Source organism: Paenimyroides marinum (assembly GCF_900108395.1).
GTDB classification, from domain to species: domain Bacteria; phylum Bacteroidota; class Bacteroidia; order Flavobacteriales; family Flavobacteriaceae; genus Flavobacterium; species Flavobacterium marinum.
The window spans coordinates 40,434-64,900 of sequence record NZ_FNXE01000014.1 but is presented as its reverse complement, the minus strand read 5'-3'; the positions used below and the strand labels follow the sequence as shown (position 1 = coordinate 64,900).

Annotated in this window: 24 protein-coding genes; 19 read left to right on the top strand and 5 right to left on the bottom strand. The window is 33.7% G+C overall.

Features of this window, described 5'->3' with window-relative positions:
• Positions 1–51: 51 nt before the first annotated feature.
• Positions 52–210: a lmo0937 family membrane protein gene (locus tag BLW20_RS14565; protein ID WP_129757661.1), complete on the bottom strand. Its 159-nt coding sequence runs from the start codon at positions 208–210 to the stop codon at positions 52–54.
• 141 nt (positions 211–351) lie between these two features.
• Between BLW20_RS14565 and BLW20_RS06420 the strand changes: the two genes are divergently transcribed.
• The gene (locus tag BLW20_RS06420) at positions 352–1,713 is read left to right on the top strand and encodes an FAD-dependent oxidoreductase (RefSeq protein ID WP_091097715.1); all 1,362 of its coding nucleotides are present in this window, start codon (positions 352–354) and stop codon (positions 1,711–1,713) included.
• 6 nt (positions 1,714–1,719) lie between these two features.
• Here BLW20_RS06420 and BLW20_RS06415 read toward each other — a convergent pair whose 3' ends face one another.
• Positions 1,720–3,231, bottom strand: a complete 1,512-nt coding sequence (locus BLW20_RS06415) for a helicase HerA-like domain-containing protein (RefSeq protein ID WP_091097711.1) — start codon at positions 3,229–3,231, stop codon at positions 1,720–1,722.
• A 373-nt stretch (positions 3,232–3,604) separates the two neighbouring features.
• Here BLW20_RS06415 and BLW20_RS06410 point away from each other — a divergent pair, with 373 nt between their 5' ends.
• The 9 genes from BLW20_RS06410 (at position 3,605) to BLW20_RS06365 (ending at position 11,705) form a co-directional block, all read left to right on the top strand.
• The gene (locus BLW20_RS06410; RefSeq protein WP_091097707.1) at positions 3,605–4,420 is read left to right on the top strand and encodes a MotA/TolQ/ExbB proton channel family protein; all 816 of its coding nucleotides are present in this window, start codon (positions 3,605–3,607) and stop codon (positions 4,418–4,420) included.
• Positions 4,421–4,493: 73 nt separating this feature from the next.
• On the top strand, positions 4,494–5,105 hold the full coding sequence (locus tag BLW20_RS06405; protein ID WP_091097704.1) for an ExbD/TolR family protein: 612 nt from the start codon (positions 4,494–4,496) through the stop codon (positions 5,103–5,105).
• Positions 5,106–5,125: 20 nt separating this feature from the next.
• On the top strand, positions 5,126–5,671 hold the full coding sequence (locus BLW20_RS06400) for an ExbD/TolR family protein (RefSeq protein WP_091097700.1): 546 nt from the start codon (positions 5,126–5,128) through the stop codon (positions 5,669–5,671).
• 25 nt (positions 5,672–5,696) lie between these two features.
• Positions 5,697–6,572: an energy transducer TonB gene (locus BLW20_RS06395; protein WP_091097697.1), complete on the top strand. Its 876-nt coding sequence runs from the start codon at positions 5,697–5,699 to the stop codon at positions 6,570–6,572.
• A 375-nt stretch (positions 6,573–6,947) separates the two neighbouring features.
• Positions 6,948–7,841 (top strand): energy transducer TonB, encoded by an 894-nt coding sequence (locus BLW20_RS14660; protein ID WP_091097689.1) that lies wholly within the window; start codon positions 6,948–6,950, stop codon positions 7,839–7,841.
• A 170-nt stretch (positions 7,842–8,011) separates the two neighbouring features.
• Positions 8,012–8,899, top strand: coding sequence for a PstS family phosphate ABC transporter substrate-binding protein (locus BLW20_RS06380; protein WP_091097685.1), 888 nt, complete (start codon positions 8,012–8,014; stop codon positions 8,897–8,899).
• A 29-nt stretch (positions 8,900–8,928) separates the two neighbouring features.
• Positions 8,929–10,584 (top strand): tetratricopeptide repeat protein, encoded by a 1,656-nt coding sequence (locus BLW20_RS06375; protein ID WP_091097681.1) that lies wholly within the window; start codon positions 8,929–8,931, stop codon positions 10,582–10,584.
• A gap of 80 nt (positions 10,585–10,664) precedes the next feature.
• Positions 10,665–11,282, top strand: a complete 618-nt coding sequence (locus tag BLW20_RS06370; RefSeq protein WP_091097677.1) for a 7-carboxy-7-deazaguanine synthase QueE — start codon at positions 10,665–10,667, stop codon at positions 11,280–11,282.
• Between the two features lie 27 nt (positions 11,283–11,309).
• The gene (locus BLW20_RS06365) at positions 11,310–11,705 is read left to right on the top strand and encodes a DUF2059 domain-containing protein (protein ID WP_091097673.1); all 396 of its coding nucleotides are present in this window, start codon (positions 11,310–11,312) and stop codon (positions 11,703–11,705) included.
• Between the two features lie 25 nt (positions 11,706–11,730).
• Here the strand turns inward: BLW20_RS06365 and BLW20_RS06360 are convergent, their stop codons facing one another.
• Positions 11,731–12,441 carry a class I SAM-dependent methyltransferase gene (locus BLW20_RS06360; RefSeq protein ID WP_091097669.1) on the bottom strand — a complete coding sequence of 237 codons (711 nt, stop codon included), beginning with the start codon at positions 12,439–12,441 and terminating at the stop codon, positions 11,731–11,733.
• 36 nt (positions 12,442–12,477) lie between these two features.
• On the opposite strand from BLW20_RS06360, the gene BLW20_RS06355 reads away from it, so the two are divergent.
• From BLW20_RS06355 to BLW20_RS06320, 8 genes are all read left to right on the top strand, one after another.
• Positions 12,478–12,975, top strand: a complete 498-nt coding sequence (locus tag BLW20_RS06355; protein WP_091097666.1) for a YkgJ family cysteine cluster protein — start codon at positions 12,478–12,480, stop codon at positions 12,973–12,975.
• A 326-nt stretch (positions 12,976–13,301) separates the two neighbouring features.
• On the top strand, positions 13,302–13,718 hold the full coding sequence (locus BLW20_RS06350; protein ID WP_091097662.1) for a hypothetical protein: 417 nt from the start codon (positions 13,302–13,304) through the stop codon (positions 13,716–13,718).
• 167 nt (positions 13,719–13,885) lie between these two features.
• A complete protein-coding gene (locus tag BLW20_RS06345; RefSeq protein ID WP_143037745.1) occupies positions 13,886–14,293 on the top strand; it encodes a hypothetical protein in 408 nt (135 codons plus the stop codon).
• 5 nt (positions 14,294–14,298) lie between these two features.
• Positions 14,299–14,793, top strand: coding sequence for a hypothetical protein (locus tag BLW20_RS06340; RefSeq protein ID WP_091097654.1), 495 nt, complete (start codon positions 14,299–14,301; stop codon positions 14,791–14,793).
• A gap of 80 nt (positions 14,794–14,873) precedes the next feature.
• A complete protein-coding gene (locus BLW20_RS06335) occupies positions 14,874–15,707 on the top strand; it encodes a hypothetical protein (protein ID WP_245725284.1) in 834 nt (277 codons plus the stop codon).
• Between the two features lie 12 nt (positions 15,708–15,719).
• The gene (locus BLW20_RS06330; RefSeq protein WP_091097648.1) at positions 15,720–18,191 is read left to right on the top strand and encodes an Hsp70 family protein; all 2,472 of its coding nucleotides are present in this window, start codon (positions 15,720–15,722) and stop codon (positions 18,189–18,191) included.
• A 158-nt stretch (positions 18,192–18,349) separates the two neighbouring features.
• Positions 18,350–19,549 (top strand): ATP-binding protein, encoded by a 1,200-nt coding sequence (locus BLW20_RS06325; RefSeq protein WP_091097644.1) that lies wholly within the window; start codon positions 18,350–18,352, stop codon positions 19,547–19,549.
• Positions 19,550–19,557: 8 nt separating this feature from the next.
• Positions 19,558–21,306, top strand: coding sequence for an AAA family ATPase (locus tag BLW20_RS06320; RefSeq protein WP_091097641.1), 1,749 nt, complete (start codon positions 19,558–19,560; stop codon positions 21,304–21,306).
• A gap of 268 nt (positions 21,307–21,574) precedes the next feature.
• Here the strand turns inward: BLW20_RS06320 and BLW20_RS06315 are convergent, their stop codons facing one another.
• Entirely contained in the window at positions 21,575–21,790 is a 216-nt protein-coding gene (locus BLW20_RS06315; RefSeq protein WP_091097638.1) for a hypothetical protein, read from the bottom strand.
• Between the two features lie 78 nt (positions 21,791–21,868).
• Positions 21,869–23,173 carry an exo-beta-N-acetylmuramidase NamZ family protein gene (locus BLW20_RS06310; RefSeq protein WP_091097634.1) on the bottom strand — a complete coding sequence of 435 codons (1,305 nt, stop codon included), beginning with the start codon at positions 23,171–23,173 and terminating at the stop codon, positions 21,869–21,871.
• On the opposite strand from BLW20_RS06310, the gene BLW20_RS06305 reads away from it, so the two are divergent.
• Positions 23,151–24,416, top strand: coding sequence for an ABC transporter permease (locus BLW20_RS06305; RefSeq protein WP_317039274.1), 1,266 nt, complete (start codon positions 23,151–23,153; stop codon positions 24,414–24,416). The genes BLW20_RS06310 and BLW20_RS06305 overlap by 23 nt on opposite strands.
• Positions 24,417–24,467: the final 51 nt, after the last annotated feature.

The following is a 24,467-nucleotide window of genomic DNA, read 5'->3' as shown; positions in this document are numbered from 1 at the left end:
CGGGATTTTTGCGTTTTGTGACTTTTTAGACAGCCTCTTTTTGTTTTCTTATTAAGGTCTTTTTCCGGTAATTAATCGGTATAAGATAGCAATCACTGCCAAAACCAATAAAACGTGGATAAAACTTCCTACGGCATCTGCGAACCCAAAATATCCCACAGCCCATAAAATAATTAAAACTACGGCGATAAGCCAAATTAAATCTCTCATAGCATACTATTTTAAAAATTAGTACTATAAAGTTAGTGAAAAAAATGTTAAATACTTTAACTTTTATATTTTTTACAAATTTTGGTAGCTCAAATACATTTTAGTACTTTTATCAACCCACAATAAAAACAAAAAGCGATTATGCTTACAGAAAAGAAAGATGTTGCAATTGCTGGTGCCGGTTTGGTTGGTACGCTTTTGGGTATCTATTTGAAAAAGAAAAATTACAAGGTTACTATATTTGACAGAAGTGCCGATATTCGAAAAGTTAAATTTTCAGGGCGATCAATTAATTTGGCAATGTCAACGCGTGGCTGGAACGCCTTAGATCGGGTAGGTATTGGCGATGCGATACGAAAAATTGCAATTCCAATGGATAAACGTGCTATTCACCTGAAAGATGGTTCGTTAACGTTTCAGCCTTACGGAATCAATGGCGAAGCAATTTATTCCATCTCGCGTAGTGGTTTAAACCGGCTAATGGTCGATTTAGCAGAAAAAGAAGGAGTGAATTTTGAATTCAACCAAAAAATATGGGACGTAAATTTAGATACGGCTACCTTATATATCGGAGAGAACGAACACGGACCTTTTGAACAGAAAACGTTTGATATGGTTTTAGGTGCCGATGGGGCTTTTTCCCGAATTCGTCACCGTATGCAACGCCAAAACAGGTTTGACTATTCACAGTATTTTTTAAATATCGGGTATAAAGAACTTACCATTCCTCCAAATGCCGACGGATCGCATAAAATTGACCCCAACTCCTTTCATATTTGGCCACGTGGCGAATTTATGCTGATTGCTTTGTCAAACGATGATGGTTCGTTCACTTGTACCTTGTTTATGCCTTTTGAAGGAGAAAATTCGTTTGAGAAAATTCATACAGAAGAAAAATTAAACGTTTTTTTTAATGAATATTTTTCAGATACAAAAGATTTAATTCCCAATTTACAGCACGATTATTTTACCAATCCCACATCATCATTGGTTACCATGCAATGTTATCCGTGGACGTATAAAGACAAAGTAGCACTAATTGGCGATTCGGCTCACGCAATTGTTCCGTTTTACGGGCAAGGCATGAATGCGGGCTTTGAAGATATTACAGCATTGAGCGATTTGTTAGATAAATTCCCGGATGATATACAAATGGTTTTTGAAAAGTATCAGGCAATCCGAAAGCCGAATGCAGATGCCATTGCCGAATTATCGTATCGCAATTTTATTGAAATGAGTACTAAAACAGCCGATGCCGATTTCTTATTACAGAAAAAAATTGAGGCGTGGTTTACAAAACTGCATCCCGAAAAATGGTTGCCTTTATATGATAGGGTTACTTTTAGCCTGAATCCTTATGAAGATGCGTTGGCGATAGGCGATTCACAAAAAATGGTAATGGACGAGGTCATGAAACTACCAAACATCCATGAAAATTGGCAAACTGCCGAAGTTGAAAATTATATTTTAGAATTATTAAGAAAAAATAAAACAGACATTTAGTCTGTTTTATTTTTTTAACATTTTTGTAAGCACACCAAAAGCTCCGCGTATAAAAGTAGCACTGGTTAATACCTTAACAACCTGTTTGGTAAAAAAGCCATCGTCTTTCTTTTTAGGAGTAGCGGTTGTTTTAGACTTTTTTTCTGCTACTGGTTCTTCTGCTTGAATTTCACTCAATTTTTTGTTTAGCAATTCATAAGCACTTTCCCGGTCAATAACGTTATTGTATTTGTCTTTTAAAGTCGATTTATGAATCAAACCGTCAATTTCCGCCGGAGTCAAAATATCCATTCGGCTCATGGGAGCCTGAATCATGCAAACAGCAAGTGGCGTTGGAATTCCTTTTTCGTTTAAAACCGTTACCAATGCTTCGCCCGTTCCCAATTGGGTAATGATTTCATTGGTCTTGTAAAATTCGGTCGACGGAAAGTTTTCAGATGCCAATTTTATCGCTTTACGGTCTTTATCGGTAAACGCTCTTAAAGCATGTTGAATTTTTAAGCCTAATTGCGCTAAAACACCATCGGGCACATCTGTTGGGTTTTGAGTGATAAAATACAATCCAATGCCTTTTGAACGGATCAGTTTTACAATGGTCTCTATTTGATCTAAAAGTGCTTTACTGGCTTCTTTAAAAATTAAATGGGCTTCATCAATAAAGATGACTAACTCTGGTTGCCCGCTGTCACCTTGTTCGGGCATGGTATTATAAACCTCGGCAAGTAAGCAAAGCATAAAGGTTGAAAACAGTTTGGGTTTGTCTTGAATGTCGTTCAAACGCAAAATGTTGACATATCCGTTGCCGTTTTCGTCAATCCGCATTAAATCTTTAATATCAAATGATGTTTCTCCGAAAAACAAATCGGCATCTTGCTGTTCCAGTTCAATTAGTTTGCGTAAAATAGCTCCGGTTGATGCCGTTGAAACACGACCGTATTCCTTTTCTATATCACCTTTGCCTTCATTGGTAATAAATTGAATCACCTTTTTTAAATCTTTTAAATCTAATAAAGGCAGCTGGTGGTCGTCGCAATATTTAAAAATCAATGACATTACGCCCGATTGTGTATCGTTTAAATCTAAAATACGCGACAAAAGTACCGGACCAAATTCTGATATGGTGGCACGTAATCGTACGCCGTTTTGTTTACTTATGGTAAGTAATTCTACTGGGAATGCTTTGGGTTCAAAAGGTAAATTCATTTTTGTGTGGCGATCTTCTATAAAAGGCGTTTTTTCGCCGGCTTCGGCAATTCCGCTGAAATCCCCTTTTATATCCATCATTAAAACGGGAATGCCTTTGTTGGATAATTGTTCAGATAATACCTGAATGGTTTTTGTTTTTCCGGTTCCGGTAGCTCCGGCAATTAAACCGTGCCGGTTCAGTGTTTTTAAAGGGATGTTTACAAAAAGGTTGGCAACTGCTTCGTTGTTTACCATTGCTCCGCCAAGCGTGATGTAATCGGTTTTAAAAGAATAGCCTTCTTTAATTTGTTCGGTAAATTTTTCTATTTCCATTTGATTAATTGTTCGTTCTGTACAGTTTCTCCTTCCTACATTAGTATAACTTATAATAAGAAAATGTTTTATAAAGATATAAACTTCTGTGAATTTAAAAAATTCAACAAAAATGAAGATTAATTAATTGTTAAGAACTTTTTACAACATAAAAGCAATAATAATGAAAACAAACCGTTTAATGATTTTGGGGATGCTAAAAAAATACTAAAAGGTAAAATAATTGTTTCTTTTTGGTTAATTTTAAAGCCTTGAAAAATGTGAAGCAAAAAAATATTTTTTTATTAAAAGTAAAAAACTAAATTTGCTACGCTTGAAAAAAGTAAAACTAATTTTAAAAATTGAGTAAACATTAAATTTAAATTTTATTAAGATGACACAAACAGTTGAGAAAAATCCAAGTAATTCAGGATTATCAAACGTGGCGGCGGCGATTACAGTAATAGTATGTCTTTTGGTTGGTTTCACTATCTGGCATTTCTTATTAGGTAATCCAAGTAACTTCCAGAATGGAGATCCTTCAGGTGAGCCTAATCCAGGAAACTTGTTAGGTATGATGTATAAAGGGGGACCTGTTATAGCTGTATTAATTGGATTATTAACTACAACTATTGTTTTTGGTATTGAAAGATGGATTGTTGTTAGCAAAGCAGCTGGAACAGGAGACGTTAAAGGTTACGTTGCTAAAGTACAATCATTAGTTAATGCAAATCAAATCAACGAAGCTATTGAACTTTCTGACAAACAAAAAGGTTCTGTGGCAAACGTAGTAAAAGCGGCTTTGATTAAATTAAAAGAAGTTAAAAGTGAAGGTTTTGATGCTGATAAAGCTACAGAAACCATTCAAAAAGAAATTGAAGAAGCTACAGTATTAGAAATGCCCATGTTAGAGAAAAACATGATTATCTTGGCAACATTAGTATCAATTGGTACATTAGTAGGTTTGTTAGGTACGGTAACAGGTATGATTAAAGCGTTCTCGGCTTTATCAACTGCAGGTTCGCCAGACTCGGCTGCATTGGCAACCGGTATTTCTGAAGCGTTGATGAATACTGCTACTGGTATTGGTACATCTACATTAGCTATTGTATTCTACAACATATTCACCACAAAAATTGATAAATTAACACATTTTATCGACGAAGCCGGGTTCGCAATTACACAATCTTACAGAAGACACAATAAATAATTCAACATTTATTGTAGTTTGTAAATATTGTATAATCCCAGATTAAAAATCTGGTTAAAAAAGAAGAAAGAATATGGCAAAAATGAAAAAATCAAGTACAAGAATTGATATGACCGCAATGTGCGACGTATCGTTCTTATTGCTAACATTCTTCGTTTTAACCTCTACAGCAAAAACTCCGGAAGTTTATCCGGTAGATTTGCCGGCGTCAACAAAAGAAACTAAAATTCCTTCAGACGATATTTTAAGTATCACTGTTGGTCAGGAAAATGTTTTCATTGGTTTGGCAGGCAGAGAAGATCGAATTGATGTGCTAAATAGAATGGGGCAAGAATATAACATCGAATTTACCAAAGAAGAACAAAATACCTTTGCAGGTATGGAAAACTTCGGTGTTGATATTCGTGAAATGAAGAGCCTGTTGGCAAAACCCTCAAGTGAGCGAATGAAAAAAGAATTGCATAAAGGTATTCCTTATAAAGATTCTTTAAACAATCAGTTATCATCTTGGGTACAAAAAGCACGTGAATCATCTTGGCAACGTAAAGAATCATTCTTAAAAGTTGCAATTAAAGGTGATGCCAACGAACAATATGGAACCATTAAAGAGATAATGGATATTTTACAGAAACAACGTCAAAACCGCTTCTACCTTGTTACAGGTTTAAGATCAGACGACTTTTAATCACTAAAATTTAAAAAGAAATGGCAGAATTAAATACCGGTGGTAACGAAGGAAAAGGCGGCAAAAAAGTAAGAAGTAAAAAACAAAATGCCGGCGTTGATTTAACAGCAATGGTAGATTTGGCATTCTTATTGATTACGTTCTTTATGTTAACCACCTCTTTATCCAAACCGCAGTCAATGGATTTGACCATGCCGGATAAATTAGAAGAACCGGATCCTACTAAAATACAAGATGCAAAAGCCTCTAAAACCATGACTATTTTAATAGGTAAAGATCGTAAGTTAAAATATTACATGGGTTTGCTAAAAGAGCCTTATCAAGGAGTTGGACCAACAGATACACCTTATGGCAAAGAAGGTATTCGTCAGGTTATTTTGCAAAAAATGGCGAATTTAAGAGCCGCAGGGCATGAGGGTAAAGATGGAATTGTTGTGTTAATTAAAGCAACCGAAGATGCAACTTATACCGATATGATTGACATTTTAGATGAAATGGCAATTACAGGAGTTGAAATCTATGCGTTGCAAGACATGACAGAAGACGAAAAAGCAGTTATGCAGTAAGCATAACATAAAAAAATAAACTATTATGGCTAATATTAATTTATTTGGAAAGGATTGGCGGAACATTGTATTCGAAGGTCGTAATAAGGCTTACGGAGCATACAAGTTACGTGAGGAAAATCCTAAAACTACACTGCTTGCATTATTGCTTGGGGTAGTTTGTATTGGGTTAGCTTTTGGTGGATCGGTTGCATACAAATCACTTTTTGGAGAAAAATTCAACAAAAAGGTAAATGATGCGAATGTAGAAGTGACAGAAATTGTTTTGCCAGAGTTACCAGAGCCAGAGCCACCTGTTGAAGAGGTTAAAGAAGAACCAATTCCTGAGCCTGAGCCTGAAGTAGCAGATGCTTCAAAATCTGTACAAGAAGAAGTGAAATTTCTTGAAACGGAAGTAAAGAAAGACGAAGAAGTAAAAAATGAGCAAAAAACAGCTCAAAAAGACTTTGACGACACAAAAACTTCTGGACGTGAAGACCGAGAGGCTGATAAAGACGGTGATACTAAATTTGATGGTAAACAAACCGGTGGTGCTGATAAAGGTTCGCAAGGAACAGGAACGGGCGAAAAATTCTCTGATGACGAAAATAAAGTTTGGGGATTTGTTCAGCAAAAGGCAGCACCAAATGAAGGTATGCAGAAATTTATGAGTAATTTTGTTCGTAAATTTAACGCACCTGATGTGGGCGGTAACGTTAAACAGATTAAAATCCGTTTAAAATTTACTGTTGAAAAAGATGGATCTTTTACCGATTTAGAAGTTCTTGACGATAAGCAAGGAGCAGGTAAAGAAGCTATGCGCGTATTAAAATCGATGCCAAAATGGAAACCGGCACAACACAACGGTAAAACGGTTCGATCTAAATTTACCTTACCAATTACCATTAATGTAAATAACTAATATGTTACAAAACATTGTAAATAATTTTAAACAAAAATCGCTGTTACAGCGATTTTTGTTCTTTACCGGATTACTGTTTTTGGTATTATATTTTGTGTTGGGATGTATGTTTATATTTTGGAAAACCATTCCTTTAGAGCTTTCTTATACCCGTAGGCTACTCTTTGGGGTATTGCTTATTATTTACAGTATTTTCCGGTTTTTCAGAATCATTAATATAAGACAAGAATAATTTCTTGTCTTTTTTCATTTATTCAGATAATAAAAAGAAAATGTTTTACGTTATATTACAAAAGTGTGTTTTTATTTTGTATATTTAGTTAAAATATTTAGTATGATTTGAAAATTTACTCTTAATTTTAAAATATTTCAATCATGAACAATTTAAATTTATTTGGGAAAGAGTGGCTTAATATTGTGTTTGAAAACCGCAATAAATTATACGGAGCCTATAAATTACGTAAAGAAAGTAACAAAACAACTTTTATGGCATTGGCAATTGGTTTAGGGCTTATAAGCTTGGGCTTTGGCAGTTCTTATTTATATGCGTCTAAAAGTGAAGGAACGGTTATTATTGTAAATCTGCCAGATGAAGAAACTCCAACGGTAGCTCCTAAAAATATTGATACGCCACCAGAAAAACCGAAAGATATTCAAAAAACACCGGTTGAGCCAAAAGTACCTGAAGAAAAAACGGCTTCGGCAAGAACTTCCGTTCAAAAAGAAATTGAATTTAAAGAAATGCGTGTAGAAGAAGATCATAAAGTTACCAACGATAATTTGGCAGCACAAAGTGATTTTACAGACGAGATTCAATCGGGACAAAAAAACAATGATGCAGACTTGGAAAACGGCGTTTTAAAGTCGAACGGCGGAATAACAGGTGATGCCAAAGACGGAACCGACGGCAAAAAACCTGGCGATGACGTGGGAACAACAACTACGGATCTGACAAATAACATTGTAAGATTGGTTCAACACAAAGCCATGCCAAATGAAGGCTACGATAAATTTTTTGAATCATTTATCCGTAAGTTTTCAAAAAACAGTATTGAAAGTAACGAGAAAGAATTGGTTATTAAATTGCGTTTTGTTGTAGAAAAAGACGGATCATTTACCGATATTCAGATTATAGAAGATAAATTTGGCTTAGGTAATGAAGCTGTTCGCGTTTTAAAATCAATGCCTAAATGGAAACCCGCGCAACACAACGGAACCACCGTTCGTTCAATATTTACCTTACCCATAAAAGTAAGAGTCAACAATTAAAATAAAAGCCCGTTCACAGCGGGCTTTATATATTGCACATTCAAAAGTTTTTTGGGATTAAATGAATATATTTTCGTCTAACATTTTTTTGAGTGTTAAAAATGCAAAATTTGTAAAGTTTATTAAAAAAAAAATTAGTAGATTTAGCAATCAATTAATAGGGTACATTTATGAAACAGATAATATGGTCTGTGATAGGGTTAAGTTTGTTGGTTTCGTGTAAAAAAAGTACAGAATCAACAACCAAAATAAAAGAAGCGTATGATAAAGGAACGACACAAATGTACGTTGAATCATCTGTTTACCCTGTGGTTGATGATATTAATGAAGTGTTTAAATCATATTATACCAATGCAGACATCAAGTTAAAGATGCTTTCGCAAAACGAGATTTTAAATGCAGTTTATAAAGACTCTAATCGTTTGGCAGTGTTGCCTAAAACATTCTCAGCAGAAGAATTAGCAGTTTTTAAAGGGAAAGTAGTGCCTAAAATTACACCAATTGCTAAAGATGCGGTGTTGTTTATCACACAGAAAAATACAAATGATACATTAATTAATTATAACGATGTAATTGAAATTTTTAAAGGAACAAAAACATCCGATAAGATATTTGTGTTTCACGATGCAAATTCAGCCATTGTATCAAACATAATGAAAGATGCCAAAGTTGATAACATAAGTAAAAATGTATATTACACCAAAACGGTAGAAGAAATTGTATCTTATATTAATAAAAATAAAAACGCCATTGGCGTTGTGGGAATCAACTGGATGCTGCAACCCGATGACAAAATAAAAGAAAATATTAAAGAACTGCGGTCAATGTGGGTTTATAACGATTCGCTAAAACAATATTTTGCTCCGTCGCAAAGCACCATTGCAGACAATACCTATCCGTTAATAAGAACAATAAACATTATTGATGTTCAGGGAAAAACCGGATTGGGAACGGGCTTTGCAAGTTTTGCAGCATCAGACAAGGGGCAGCGCATTGTTTTAAAATCGGGATTAATGCCGATAACATTACCAAAACGAGAAATAAACATAGTTGAATAATCTAAATTTTTTCAATATAATTGTAAATTATGAATAAAAAAATTACATTAAGTTTAGCTTTATTATCATTTATCTTCAGTGTAAATGCCCAAACGGGTACTGACGTAGATACAGCAATAAAATACGGAAGGTACGATGTTGCAAAAAAAGATTTATATAAGCTTATAAGAACACAACCCAATCAAGGAAGAAACTTTTATCGCTTAGGAACAATTCATTTAATCGAAAACAATCAGGATTCGGCAAATTATTACTTCAAACAAGGTTTACGGGCAGTTAAAGAACCGGGTATTAATAATATAGGAATTGGTAAAATATCTTTGTTGAACGGAAAAGACAAAGAAGCAAAATCGAAATTTAACGCAGGAACTAATAATTTACCGTTAAACGATTACGAAACGTTCTTGGTTGTAGCAGACGCATATACTAAAGCTCCAAAACCTGATTTTGACGCAGCTTTAGATTATGTAAACTATGCCTTGCTTGTCGATTTAAAAGTTCCGGAGCCGCACATTGCCCGCGGAGATATTTATTTTGCGGAAAAACGATTTGTTGATGCCCGCAGAGTGTATTTTGAAACGTCAAAAATGTTTCCTGAAAGCCTTTTGCCTAAAATGAAATTGGCAGATGTGTTCCGTGCAGGTAATGAATTTGGAGAGGCCATAAAAGTATATGATTCTATTGTAGCAAAAAATCCTGATTATATCGATGTTTATAAACAATTGGGATTAACGTATGCAGATTACGCCCGTTTTGAAGACGATAAATCTTTATTAGATAAAGGAGTTGAAAATTATTTTAAATACCATGGTTTAATTGGCGAAAGTTTAGATTCCGACAATGAATTAGCAACGTATTTAATCAAAAATAAACATTACAAGGCATTAGGTGATTTGGTTAGAACCAAATGGTACACCCGCGGAGATAACTTCTATATGTATCGTTACCGTGCCATTGCCGATTTCCAGAACGGTAAATTTGCAGATGCAAAAGAAAGCATCAATAAATATTTTGATGTTCAGGATAAAAAAGAAAATATTTTACCCATTGATTACTTATATAAAGGACTGTCAGAATTAGAAACATCTCGTAATGAAGATGGTACTTTTAATGAAGCGGTTTATAAGAAATCAATCGAAGAAATGTCTAAAGCTGTAAAAGAAAATCCACAATTAGGAGTAGCCTTGCACCAGTTAGGAGTTGATTTGTTTAAAGACGAACATTTTGAACAAGCTTATTTTGTGTTTGATTTGGCATCTAAAGATGAAAAATCGCCTTATTATGTGTACGATATGTACTACAAAGGAAATGCACTTTATATGGCAAGTGACAGTCCTATGTTTAATGACCAGTTACAAAAGGCAAAAAGCGATTTAGATAACTCATTAAAGAAAACACCTACTTTTGAGGCTTATTTAATCAGTGCCCGTGTAAACAGAAATTTAAATACCCCAACCTCATTAGCCCAAATGGAGAAAGATTACGAAGGGTTTATAAGCTTGTTAACAGAAAAGGGCAGAGCAAACGATGCAGCTTTTAAAGAAGCTTTAGTTGAGGCTTATACTATGATTGGAAATTACAATAAAACAACCAATAAGGAAAAAGCAACAAACGCATTTAAAAAAGTACTGCAATTAGATTCAAGTAACGAATACGCACGAAAGCAAGTGCAAAATGCTAATTAAATAAAAAAAAGAGCAACTTTAAGTTGCTCTTTTTTTATAAGAGAAATTCAAGAATTGTATCTTTGCAGAAAATTTTAATAATGATAAATAACAGTCGTTCAAATGAAAAGTTACCTTTAATGGAAGCCTTTTACACCATTCAGGGAGAAGGTTTTTACACAGGGCACGCAGCTTATTTTATACGTTTAGCAGGTTGTGATGTGGGTTGTCATTGGTGCGATGTTAAAGAAAGTTGGAACGAGAACCTGCATCCAACCATTGCTATTGATGAAATTGTAGCTCAGGCTGAAAAACACGGAAAATTAGTCGTAATTACCGGTGGAGAACCATTGATGTGGAATTTAGATGCACTGACCTCACAATTAAAACAAAAAGGAATACAGACCAATATGGAAACGTCGGGTGCTTATGAACTTTCGGGCTTTTGGGATTGGATCTGTCTATCGCCTAAAAAGACAAAATTGCCCACACAAAGCGTGTACGATGCAGCGAACGAATTAAAATGCATTATTTACAACAAACATGATTTTACGTTTGCAGAAGAACAAGCTGCCAGAGTAAATAAAGCTGCAAAACTGTATCTGCAGGTAGAATGGAGCAAAAAAGATGAAATGCTTCCCGTATTGATAGAATATGTTAAGAATAATCCTAAATGGGCTATTTCTACACAAACACATAAATATTTGGATATTCCTTAAAATATTATAACTTTACATAAAAAAGTTATGAAAAAAATAGTTTTACTGCTTTGCATTTTCCTATCTGTAAACGGTTTTGCGCAGGCAAATAAAAGCGATGTAATTAAACTTGTTGAATTGTCGGGCGAAATCAATGAATTTTATAGTATTGCTGATGAAATCTCAAAACAACTTTCACCAAACAACCGGGAAAGTTTTAAAAAAGATATGGAGCCTTTACTTGCCAAACAAAAAAACAATTTGATATCTTATTATTCCCAAAATCTGTCACAAAGCGAAGTAGAGAATCTTATTGAATTCTACCAATCACCATTGGCAAAAAAATTCATGATGGTAAAACAGAATTATGCCACGGTTTTAAGCAATAAATCAGAAGCCTTTAAGGCAGAGATCCAGGGAATTATTATGAAATATATGATGTAAAAAGAGAAGTTTTAACTTCTCTTTTTTATTTTGTAATTCGAGCCAGATAATCAAAATTTTTACCTTCGTTAATCAATTCACAATGTAGATTTTGTGCCAAACAGGCATTTTGCAAGGTATTAAAATCTAAATACAACCAGTTAAAAGGTTCTTCTTTTTCGCCTTTGTAGGTCAGGTTAAAAACCAATTCGCCGTAATAATCGCCGTACATCGGAATCCATTTGCCACCGTCTTCATCTTCATCAAACATATAAATTAAATCAGAACTGTCAATTAAAATTTGTCCGTTAGCATTCAGTAAACACTTTAACTTTGATAAATAAAGATCGATATTTTTCAGTTTGCCAAAAATTCCGGTTCCGTTCATCAAAAGCAGAATCGTATCAAATTTTTCCAAATCATCAACTTGTAAAATATCCATCTGCACTACGTTTTCAACACCGCGGATCTTACAGGTTTCCACAGCATTGGGCGAAATATCAATAGCTAAAACATTCAATCCTTGCTCTTGCAGATATAACGAATGGCTTCCGGCACCACACCCCACATCTAATACCTTACCGCGGGCAAGTTTTAAAGCTTTTTGCTCTAATTTGGGCATTTCTTTAAACGAACGAAAAAGATAAGAAACATCCATTTCATCGGCTTCGCTGATAGTGGTTTCGGTAATTAAATTCTCTGGTTGATTATTTTGCACGTAATCAAGCATTGCTTTGCCAAAAAGATCTTTAAACATAATTGATTATTTGTAATTTTGCATTTTAAAATTGCAATGGAACAGTATTTAAAACAATTGCCAAAGTTAGCAAAAGATAAGCATACCGAAAACAAGAAGTATTTTGATAAGCTAAAGAAAAAGACACCTAAAGATTTAGACTATAAAATGCAGCTTATTCACGACGATGTATTTAAGAAAACCGATTGTTTAAAATGTGCAAATTGTTGTAAAACCACAGGACCACTGTTCACTCAGGCTGATATTGAACGTATTGCCAAATATCTGCGAATGAAACCACAGCAGTTTACCGACAACTATTTGCGGATAGACGAAGACTGCGATTATGTGTTACAAAGTGTTCCATGTACGTTTTTAGACGCTGAAAATTATTGTATGATTTATGATGTGCGCCCGAAAGCCTGCAGAGAATTTCCGCATACCGACCGGATAAAGTTTCAGCAAATAAGCCATCTTACCTTGAAAAATGTTGCTATTTGTCCGGCAGCTTTTGCTGTTGTTGAAGAAATGAAAAAAAGAGTGGTGTTAAAGTAAGTACGAAAATAAAGTAATTTTATATATTTGTGATATTCAAAAAATACCAAATGAGTTAAAAAATAAATAACATATAACAATATTAGCGTTTCGCTTTAAAAATTTCCTTGACTGAAAAGGTCGAAAATTTTCAATGACACAAGGAAAGTAAAAGTGGAAACGCCTACGGTAAAGCGTGGGCGTTCCTTTTTGCTTTGTGTCAGGGTATTCGACCACCTTCAGTCAGAGTTTAAGGAATTAGCCTACGCTGTTTTTTTGCTCTTTACGGAAAACCGTAAAGAATATTAAAAAAACGCATATAAATTGCCAGACCGTAGAAATTATAAATGAAATCAATACTAAACAACCCATACCGAATTGCAGGAATTATTTCCAATGCTTCTGCAAGAGAAATTCAAAGTAGAAAAGGGAAAATAACGGCTTACGCAAAAGTTGGAAAGGAAATCACTTCTGAATATGATTTTCCGTTTTTTGATTCCTTGCAAAGAAGCAGTGCAATTATCGATAAATCTTTTTCTGACATCGAACAAAATCAGAATAAAGTAACTCATTCCCTATTTTGGTTTATCAATCTAAATCCAATTGATAATACTGCCATTCAACATTTAATCAATGGAAATAAAGAAAAAGCAATTGAAATCTGGGAAAAGCTAACCGATGAAAAAGAAGTAAATCCCAAAAACTTTTCGGCTTTCAATAATATAGGAACGCTTTATTTATTAGAAAATTCCAAAAAAAAATAAAACAGGGAATTACCGCCAAAATCAAACTGATATCATCCGAACATTTTAAAGACTTTGTACATACGGTTGCTGACGAAACTTTTTCCATTGACAAAAACAAACAAATTGAAATCTTGATTGATGAATTGCTAACGCAATTCAAAAACAAGTATTCCATTGCAGAAACAATGGAATTGTTCAGCAATTGCACAGGAACTACACAAAAATATCTTTCCAAAAAATTTACGGAAGAACCTGTTCATAAAATTGAAACTCAAATTGAACAATGCACTAAAAAGCGAACAAATAACAAAGGCAATGCATATAAATTTGGAACAGATTTATACACTAACATCAAAAGCGAATTAACTCTTTTAAAATCTATTGTAGGTAATACTAATCTACAATACAAAATGTTGGCTGATAATATTGCGAAAGAGATATTGCAATGTTCTATAGATTACTTCAACGAAAGCCAAGAGCAAGAAAAAAGCAACAATTACCTTGAAGAAGCTATGAAACTAGCAAAATTAGCTGAAAGCGTTGCTGTAAATGATGCTACGAAGAACAGGGTAAAAGAAAAATCAATACGCTAGAAGGAATGAAAGACAGAGAACTTAATCAAGCGATTGAGGTTCTAAAATCCGTAAAGAATGCTTATGAAAGTAATAAAACAAAAATTACGAGAGAGGTTTTAGCAATGCCTTTAGGTTACAATCAGTCAATAAATTGGAGCAAAGTAAATAAAGCAATAGAAAACTCTCTTGATTGGGATAAAGTCGTTGAGTTAGTTAAGAAAACAATTCCACATAAAAATGTTGAGAAAATTAAAAACATAAACAATTTAACTCAAATAAATGAATATAAATCTTTGGTCAACTTCTTATTCGAGAAATTAAGCTATTCTCAAGTAAATCAAGTTAAATATATCTGTTATTGGAAAACAATTTCTACTGCACCACCAACTTCAAACAGACCAACAAGTGTCTATACATCAACAACAAACAATAGTTCAGATAATGCCAATTCTGTTTCTTGGTTTTATTGGGTTTTTGGAATCATAATTTTTATAATGATTGTAAAAGCTTGTAATTAAATAATTTATAGATAAAAAAAACGATATTCATTCCCATTCTTCTTTGTGCAACAACACTTTTTGCACAAAAACAAGACAGTTTGTTGTTACAGAAACAACAGCAAGAAATAACTGTATTAAAACAACGGTTAAACAATCAGCAGAAAGAGATTACACAACAACAGTCCTATTTGGACAGTCTTTCTACACACACAGTAAATCAAAACAAACGGATTGATAGTCTGAAAACTGCAACAAGTCAAAACGTTCAAAATATTCAGGCAATTGCAGAAGATTTAGGAACGAAAATCCAACAGACAGAAATAACTGCAAAAGACAACATTTCTCAATTGGATAAAAATGTAAGTAAAAACCGTTTGTATTGGATTATAGGCACATTGATAACCTTGCTTTTGGGAGGGATTTTGTATTGGCTATTGGGAAAACGCATTGCCAACAGCAAAACCGATGTAGAAACTCAAATCAAAAACACCAAAAAATCTTTGGAAGAAGAAAGCATTAAGTTGGACAGCAAATTGGTGGAAGTTCTAGAATTGCAGTTGAAATTGAAACAAGAGGAAAAAGCTCCCATAAAAGAAGCGGAAGAAAAAGACCATTCTTTGGTTCTTAAAGTAGCGGATGAAGTAACTCGTATTTTAATGAATCTGGAAGTGATGGATAAAGAAATAAGAGGTTATAAACATTTAAAAAAATATTCTGAATCCATTTTGGATAATCTAAAAGCGTATGGATACGAAATTCCTGTTTTAATAGGTCAGCCATATAGTCCAGGACTTAATATGGTTGCAACTTTAGAATTTGACGAAAATGTTGAACAAGGAAGACAGATCATAAAACGCATTATAAAACCACAAGTTAATTATAACAACAAAATGATACAAGCAGCAAAAGTAATTGTTGCCTTTAACGAGTAAAACTTATTAAAAATGGCAAGATTAAAAATAGATTTCGGTATTGATTTAGGAACTACCAATTCAGCAATTGCTGTAATAGAAAATGGTAAAACAAGAGTTTTCAAAAATGACTTACTTGGAGAAACAATGTCTTCTTGTGTTTGGGATAGAGGGAAAGCATATTTTGTAGGTGTAAAAGCATATGCTCAATTACCTGCAGACAAAAGAAGAGCATTTAAAGACCGTGATTTTGAATCAAATATTTTTATTGAGTTCAAAAGAACAATGGGAAATTCTACCAAAAATAATAAGGGGCTATCTTCGGAAGAATTATCAGCAGAAGTTCTTAAAACGCTAAAATCTTATGTAAAAGAAGAGGATGTGAAATCGGCTGTTATTACTATTCCAGCTGCATTTGAAATGAATCAAATTAATGCTACTAAAAAAGCAGCCGAATTAGCAGGGATTGAATACGTAGAATTGATACAAGAGCCTTATGCAGCTGCTATAGCTTATGGTGTTTCATCTTCGAATAAAAATGGCTATTGGTTAGTATTTGATTTTGGAGGAGGTACATTTGATTCTGCATTAGTAAAGGTTTCTGATGGAATCATCAAAGTAATAGATACAGAAGGAGACAACTTTTTAGGAGGTAAAAATTTAGATGAGGCTATTGTAAACGAAGTATTTATCCCATATTTCAAGGAAAAATATTCCATAAATTCTATTTTAGAGAACGAAGATAGATTCAATGCATTCAAAGAAATGTGGAAACCACTTGCAGAAGATGCTAAAAACCAGTTATCGTTTAACGAAAATTACAATGTATTAGCTGATTTGTTTGATGAATATGGCGAAGATGATAATGGAAAAGAGTTTGAGATGGATATAACGATTACACGAACTCAACTCAAAGAAATAATAAAACCATTTATCCAAAAAGCTATCGACTATTGCAAAATCCTTTTAAAAAGAAACAACCTTGACGGACAAAAATTAGATGAATTGATTTTGGTTGGAGGTCCCACACTTTCTCCGATTGTAAGGGAAATGATTGCCGAACAAATCAAAACGCCAAACACAAGCATTGACCCGATGACCGTTGTTGCACAAGGTGCAGCGATTTATGCCTCTTCAATTAACAATCCTGTTGAAAGTGATAATGATAACATAGATAATTCAGTAGTTCAATTGAAAGTTGATTATGAATCTATGGTTGTTGGAACAGAAACTTATGTTACACTGAAATTGAAAGAAAATCAAAAAGAGAAAACGGTTTTTGTTGAAATTGCAAGAAAAGACGATGCCTTTAAAAGTGAACGAGTTGAGCTAAATGAGATAGGAGAAGTCATAGAATTACGATTGGTTGAGGGAAATAATAACGGCTTTGAAATTATAGCTTACGATGAAAATGGCAATAAATTAGATTGTGAACCCAAATCATTTGATATAAGAGAAGGTTCTGTACCAGGTGGAGCACCAATTCCTCACGCAATTTGCATAGAAGTGATGGACAAAATAACTGGTAAGAAAATTATAAAACCATTAATCGGTTTAGAGAAAAATAAAACTCTACCATCATTTGGAATTTACAATGATTTGAAAACACAAAAACTAATCAGACCGGGAATGGATGATACAATTGAAATCCCGATATATCAAGGGGAACCCAATACAAAAGCAGTTATTAATAATCACGTTTCTACAATCAAAATTTCAGGAAATGATTTACCTGCATTGCTGCCAGAAGGAAGTATCATTAATCTGAAAATAAATATTGACAGGTCAAATATAATGACAGGTGTAGCAAGTTTTATTGATATAGATTTTGAACATTCATTCGATGTTGGTTCAATTGAATCGGGTGTAAAACCAGAATGGTTGGAAGAACAGATTCAATTAGTAAAAGAAAGCTATAGAGAAGTGTCTGAAACACTTGATGAAAATAAAAGAAACGAGATAAAAGATGATTTAGAAAGAGTTGAAAAAATATTTGAATCAAATAAAACAGAATCAGGCAGATTGGAAGCAAGGTCTGAACTACAAAAAGTTGCTAAAACTATTGATAAATTAGAAGACGATGCAGAATGGCCAAAATTGGAAGAAGAACTAAAAGAAGAATTTTACCGTTTAGAAAAAGTCAATAAAGATTTAGGAAATGACCGTTCAACGCAAGTTGTTAATCAATTACGTAATCAATTAGAAGAGGTTTTGAAAACGCAGGATATTAAGTTAGGAAAAGTCTTGGCAGAAGAAATACATTCAGCATTTTTCCAATTGGCATTTATCTACCAATTGATTAATTTCATCAGGCATCACAACCAAAACTTTGGTTCTTACAATTGGAAAGACAGCCACAGGGCAAGACAGTTACTTAACGAGGGCTTACAGCAAATCGGAGAAAACCCAACTACAGAAGATTTACATCCGATTGTGATTGCATTGATTGATTTATTGCCAATTACTGAAAGACCAAGCGGAGATGGAAATCTTTTGGAGGGATAAAAACGAAATTAGACCAAACTTTAAGATTTTATACAGTTTGGTCTATTGAATTCAATTTTCTAAAACTTGCTAAATACAACAAGTTTTGTAAAATTCAAATAAAAAACTAAATTTGCTAAAACTTGTAAAATATAACAGGTTTTAGTAAATTAAAGATTATGATACAACGAACGGAATATCTTGAAATTTTAAAGAGCTTAAAAGACAAAAATCTTATTAAAATGCTGGTTGGTGTTCGCCGGTGTGGTAAAAGTACCATTATGCAATTGTTTCGGGAGTACCTGAAAACAGAAGGTATTTCAGAAAAGCAAACTGTCTTTTTAAATTTTGAAGATTTCGAAAATCGAAAATTTCTAAACGATATAGACAGTCTGTATTATCACATTGTCAATCAGCTGGATTTGTCTAAACCTTGTTATGTGTTTTTAGATGAGGTTCAAAATGTAAAAGAATTTGAGCGTGTTGTGGACGGTTTATTTGTAAAACCTAACATTGATGTTTATGTTACAGGTTCAAATGCCTACTTACTAAGCAGTGAGTTAGGTACTTTACTTACAGGACGTTACATTTCCATACCTGTTTATCCGTTGTCGTTTAAGGAATACGTCAGTGCTTTTGAGGACAAAAGCCGGTTGGATTTGTTGTTTACGCAGTATTTACAAAACGGAGGAATGCCCGGAATGCTCGAACTTCCGTCTAATCAAACGGAAAAATACCTGCAAAACATCTACAACGATATTGCACAAAAAGACATTTTCATTCGGCATAACTGGTACAAAGAAGGAAATTTTGAACGGGTTTTAAAATTTATGCTGGACAATATCGGCTCACCGCTTTCAAGCTCAAAAATATCGAATGTGCTTAAAAGTGAAGGAAATACAATATCATATCATACCGTTGATAACTATTTGAATGCACTAACCGAAGCGTATTTGTTTTATAAAGTGCCTCGCTACGATATTAAAGGGAAAAACCTGCTTCGTACACAAGAAAAATATTATGCAGTTGATTTAGGTTTCAAAGAAGCATTGCTTGGGAAAACGAAAAACACCGATTTCGGACACAATTTAGAAAATATCGTTTTTCTGGAATTGCTTCGCAGGCACAGGCGTGTGTACATTGGCAAAGCCGACAGGACGGAAGTGGATTTTGCGGTAATGACTAATGAAGGGGATTGGGAATATTACCAGGTGGCGTGGAGTACAAGGGAGCAAAGCACTTTTGAACGGGAAATGCGACCATTTGAAATGATAAAAGACTACAACAAACGAACTTTGCTTACGATGGATGTAGAACCTGAAAGTTCCTATAAAGGAATACAGAAAGTAAACGTAATAGATTGGTTGTTAAAAGAATAAATTAATAAATGAGTATATTATCCAAAGGTCAAAATATTGACAATAAATATTCTGTCAGTTTCTTTCTGAAAAAAGGAAGCTATGCCGAAACGTATCGTGTACAAAACGAAGCGAAAGAAACAAAGTTTTTGAAACTGTTTGATTACAGCAAATTGCATCGTACACAATTTACCGAAAGTGGAGATATTTTGGAAGTAGAAATTCTAAAACAAATCAAACACCCAAATTTGGTAAAATACAACGACAGCGGAAATGTTATTATTGATGGTCAAAAGTTTGCATATGTGGTCTTAGATTTTATTAGTGGAGAAACTTTGTCTGATAAAATGAAACGAGAAAACATTCTTAATCTTTATGAAACAAAAAGTATTATTTTGAGTGTATTAAACGGCTTGAATTATCTGCACAATAAGCAAATCATTCACAACGATATTACCAATCAAAATGTAATGTTGGATTTGTCGGGCAAGGTTGCCATCCCTAAAATCATAGATTTTGGCTACGCCCGTTTTCTGCAACAATCCAATAAAGATTTTTTAAAAGACGGCTTGAATCTGTTTTATACAGCCAACGAAACTTTTAATAAAGTCTTTTCTTTCCAAAGCGATATTTATTCAGTTGGTGCTTTATATTATCATTTGCTGACAGGATTGCCGCCTTATTTTGTGGAAATTTCAAAATATAAATCTGATAAAATGCAGTTGGAAGAAACCATTTTAGAAGAACGGAAAAAAACTTTGAAATTTTCGGATAAAACAGACGAACAAACGCAAAATATTATCTTAAAAGCGTTACAGCCAAAAGCGGAAAACCGTTTTAAATCAGCCAAAGAATTTATACAGGCATTAAACGGAGAAATGGAAGTGGAGCTTTCTGTTCCCGAAAAGAAAAATACAAAAGTTCAGCTCAAAGAAAAGAAAAAAGGTAAAGGATTTTCAGCCATTGCAGGAATGAAAGAATTGAAAGCACAAATGCAATTAGATGTGATTGATGCTTTGCATAATCCTGAAGAATATGCCCGATTTGGCTTAACAATACCAAATGGAATGTTGTTGTATGGTCCGCCCGGTTGCGGAAAAACATTTTTTGCCAAGCATTTTGCGGAAGAAGTCGGATTTAATTTTATTCACGCGAATCCGGGAACTTTGAAAAGCCGATATGTAAATGCCACAGAAGAGAATATCTCAAAAATGTTTCAGGAAGCAGAAAAAAATGCACCTACAATTATTTTTATAGAAGAAATAAGCGGATTATTCCCAAGTCGGGACAGTGATGCCCACGAAATGTCAAAAAATGCCGTCGAAGCAATGTTAGCAGAAATGGACAGAACAGGAGAAAAAGGAATTTTTGTTTTGTGTGCAACCAATTATCCCGATAAGATAGATACCGCATTATTAAGAGCAGGTCGTTTAGACAAAAAGTTTTATTTATCTCCTCCTGACTTTGAAGCAAGAAAAGCACTGTTTGAAATGTATTTAAAAGTCCGCCCGATTGATTTTGGGATAGATTATGACAAACTTGCCGGCTTAACAGAAAATTTTGTTTCATCTGATATAAAAGATTTGATTGTTGATGAGGCTTCAAGACAAGCCTTAAAAACGAAATCCAGAATTACAATGAAAATTTTGGAAGAAGTCATCAAAAACACAAAACCGTCCGTTCCATTAAAAGAATTGAAAAAATATGAAGTTATAAAAGCACAAATGGAAGGAGAAAATATTGAGCAAAAAAATGAAAGACCAAGAATAGGATTTTGAATATAAACCGGATAGATTTTTTTGTAAATTTACGATAACCAAAAGCGGGAGTTATGGAACAGAACAAAATTATAAAAGTTCAAGGAGTTGATGTCATAATTATATGAAGATAGAAAAGAAGATTATATTTCTCTAACTTACACATTATAAAAAACAAAGAGTCTGTCGTAAAGAATTTGATGCGGTCACACACTAACTCATCATTAGAAAACAATAGTATTAAAAAATTTAAAGTAAACTAAAAAAATGCCTTTGTAAAAAAGGCATTTTATATAAAATTATGTTCGTTCTCTAAATAATTTTTTAAGAAATTTTGAGCATCTTCCTCGTCGTCAAATGTATCAATAACGTATTCTACCAAATTTAGAATAAACTCTTTAAAACGCTCAAACAAATCAACAACACGACCTACAATGCGAAGAAACCATTCGTAAAAACATTGAAAACGGTCGATAATAGAAAAAATCACGTTGGTGGTATCCATAACAATTCGTTTTTATTTAACTGTACCAAATATAGTGAAAAACTTATAATTCGTAAGGTTTGTAATGATAAATTGAAGTTAAAAATCACTGTAAAGTAAATATTTTTCACGTGTTTTTTTAAATCTTTCTAAATCAGTCAGCCACGATTTTTTTATTTCGTTTTCTGATAAACCTTTTTCAATTTGTTTTTGTAGTTTGTCGGTTCCGGCAAGCTTGATAAAAAAGTTATTAAAGAATGTTGATTTATCACTTGTGTATTGATACGCTTTTAAAAGCCATTGCAAAGATAAGCCGTTAATGGTTGTATGAGCCGATAAATCTTCGCCATAACATTTCACCCCATTATGAACCGGGTCTTTTGCCCCTTCGTTTGGTTTGGGCGTAAAAGTAAAATTCATGTTTTTTAAATAAGGCGAACCATAAATCTGGAACTGTTTATTGGTTCCCCGACCCATACTTACATTGGTTCCTTCAAAAAAACATAAACTTGTGTACAGATTAATGGCTGTATCATTTGGTAAATTAGGTGATGGTTTTACAGGCAATGAATACGGCATACTTTTGTTGTAATTTTTAACAGGGATGATTGTTAATTTTGCCTGAACACCATTCTTCAACCATTTTTCGCCATTAATCATTTGTGCATATTCGCCAATGGTCATTCCGTGTAAAACAGGAATTGGGTGCATACCAACGAAACTTTTGTTTTTTAATTCTAAAACAGGTCCGTCAACCGTTGCTCCTTTCGGATTTGGTCGATCTAAAACAATCAGCGGAATATTATTTTCGGCACAAGCTTCCATTAAATAGTGTAACGACGAAATATAGGTGTAAAATCGCGCACCTACATCCTGCAAATCAAAAAGCATTACATCAATGCCGGCAAGCTGTTCTTTAGTCGGTTTTTTGTTGTTTCCGTACAACGAAATAATCGGTAAACCGGTTTGGGTATCTTTCCCGTCTTTAATCAATTCACCGGCATCGGCAGTTCCGCGAAAACCGTGTTCGGGTGCATATATTTTTTTAAGGTTGATTTTTTCTCTAATTAAGAAATCTATTACTGATTCCGTATAAATGCGAGGTGGTATATCTGTCATTTTAACAAATCGCCCTCTGGAATCATAAATTTCACGATTACCTTCTTTAACTATATAGTTAGTAATTCCTGTTTGATTCGTTAAAACTCCCACTTTTTTATCTTTTAATAACGGAAGATAAACCTCTGGTTGCTCTGCACCTGTTTGTATTTGCGTTTGATAATCTTTTGACTTTTGGCTTTCGACTTTTGACTTACTTTGCGCATAACCAATAAAACTTAAACTTGTAAATACTGTTACAAAGAAAAATAAAAATGTATTTTTGAAAAGAATTTTAGATTTCATAGCCTTGAATTTATCTTATTTTATTGCTAAACGGTTAGCAACTTCTAAAAAGTATAAAAATAGTGTTTCTGCACCAATTATAAAAATCGCTATTGCTGCAGTAGCCATCAGCGTGGTAATGATGTTGGTTTCGGTGGCTACAGGTATGGGTTTGCAACAAAAAATCCGCGATAAAATTACATCGTTCAACGGTCATGTGGTGATTTCGAATTTTGATAACAATCAGTCCGAAATCACGTTGGAACCTATTTCTACCCAACAGAATTTTTATCCGAAATTTACCGAAGTACCTGAAGTTACAGCAGTGCATCCGTTTGCTACAAAAGCCGGAGTGGTTAGAACCGATAAATCGTTTGAAGGAATTGTGTTTAAAGGAGTAGATGAGAATTATCAATGGAATTTTCTGCGGGATTATTTGGTAGATGGTAAATTACCCCAATATGAAGAACAGGGAATGACCAACGAGGTTATTGTTTCCAGTTTTTTAGCGAACCGGTTGGAATTAAAAGTAGGGGATAAGCTGCCCACGTATTTTTTACGAAATCAAGAAGCTGAATTGCCCACCGTGCGTTCTTTTACCATTTCAGGCATTTATGATTCGGGTTTTCCGCAATTCGATGAAACTTTTGTTATTGGCGATTTAAAACACGTACAACGATTAAATAAATGGCAGCAAGATGAAGTAGGAGGTTTTGAAGTGTTTGTGAATGATTTTACCCAAATTGAACAGATTGCCGATGAAATTTACAGACACATTCCATCTACTTTAAACAGCGAGCCTATTACGACCAAATACCGAAACATTTTTGAATGGATGAGGGTATTTGACCTGAATATTTATATTATTATAGGCTTAATGATTTTGGTTGCTGTGATCAATATGGTGGTTGCGTTGTTGGTCTTGATTTTAGAACGTACACAAATGGTTGGTCTTCTAAAAGCAATGGGAGCAAAAAACTGGACAATTCGCAAAATATTTGTTTACAATGCTACCTATATTGTCGTTATTGGCTTGCTAATAGGTAATGTAATAGGTTTAAGTTTGTTATTTATTCAGCAACAATTTGGTATTATTACGTTAGACCCCACACAATATTACGTAAAAGTAGCGCCGGTACATATTTCCATAATCTACGTGTTGCTGATTAATGTGGCTTTGGTGGTTATCTGTTATTTAATTATGCTGATTCCATCGTACTTAACCACAAAAATTTCTCCGGTAAAATCAATTAAGTTTCAATAAAAAAGTAGATAAAAAAACTGCAAAATCTTGATAGGTTTTGCAGTTTTAGAA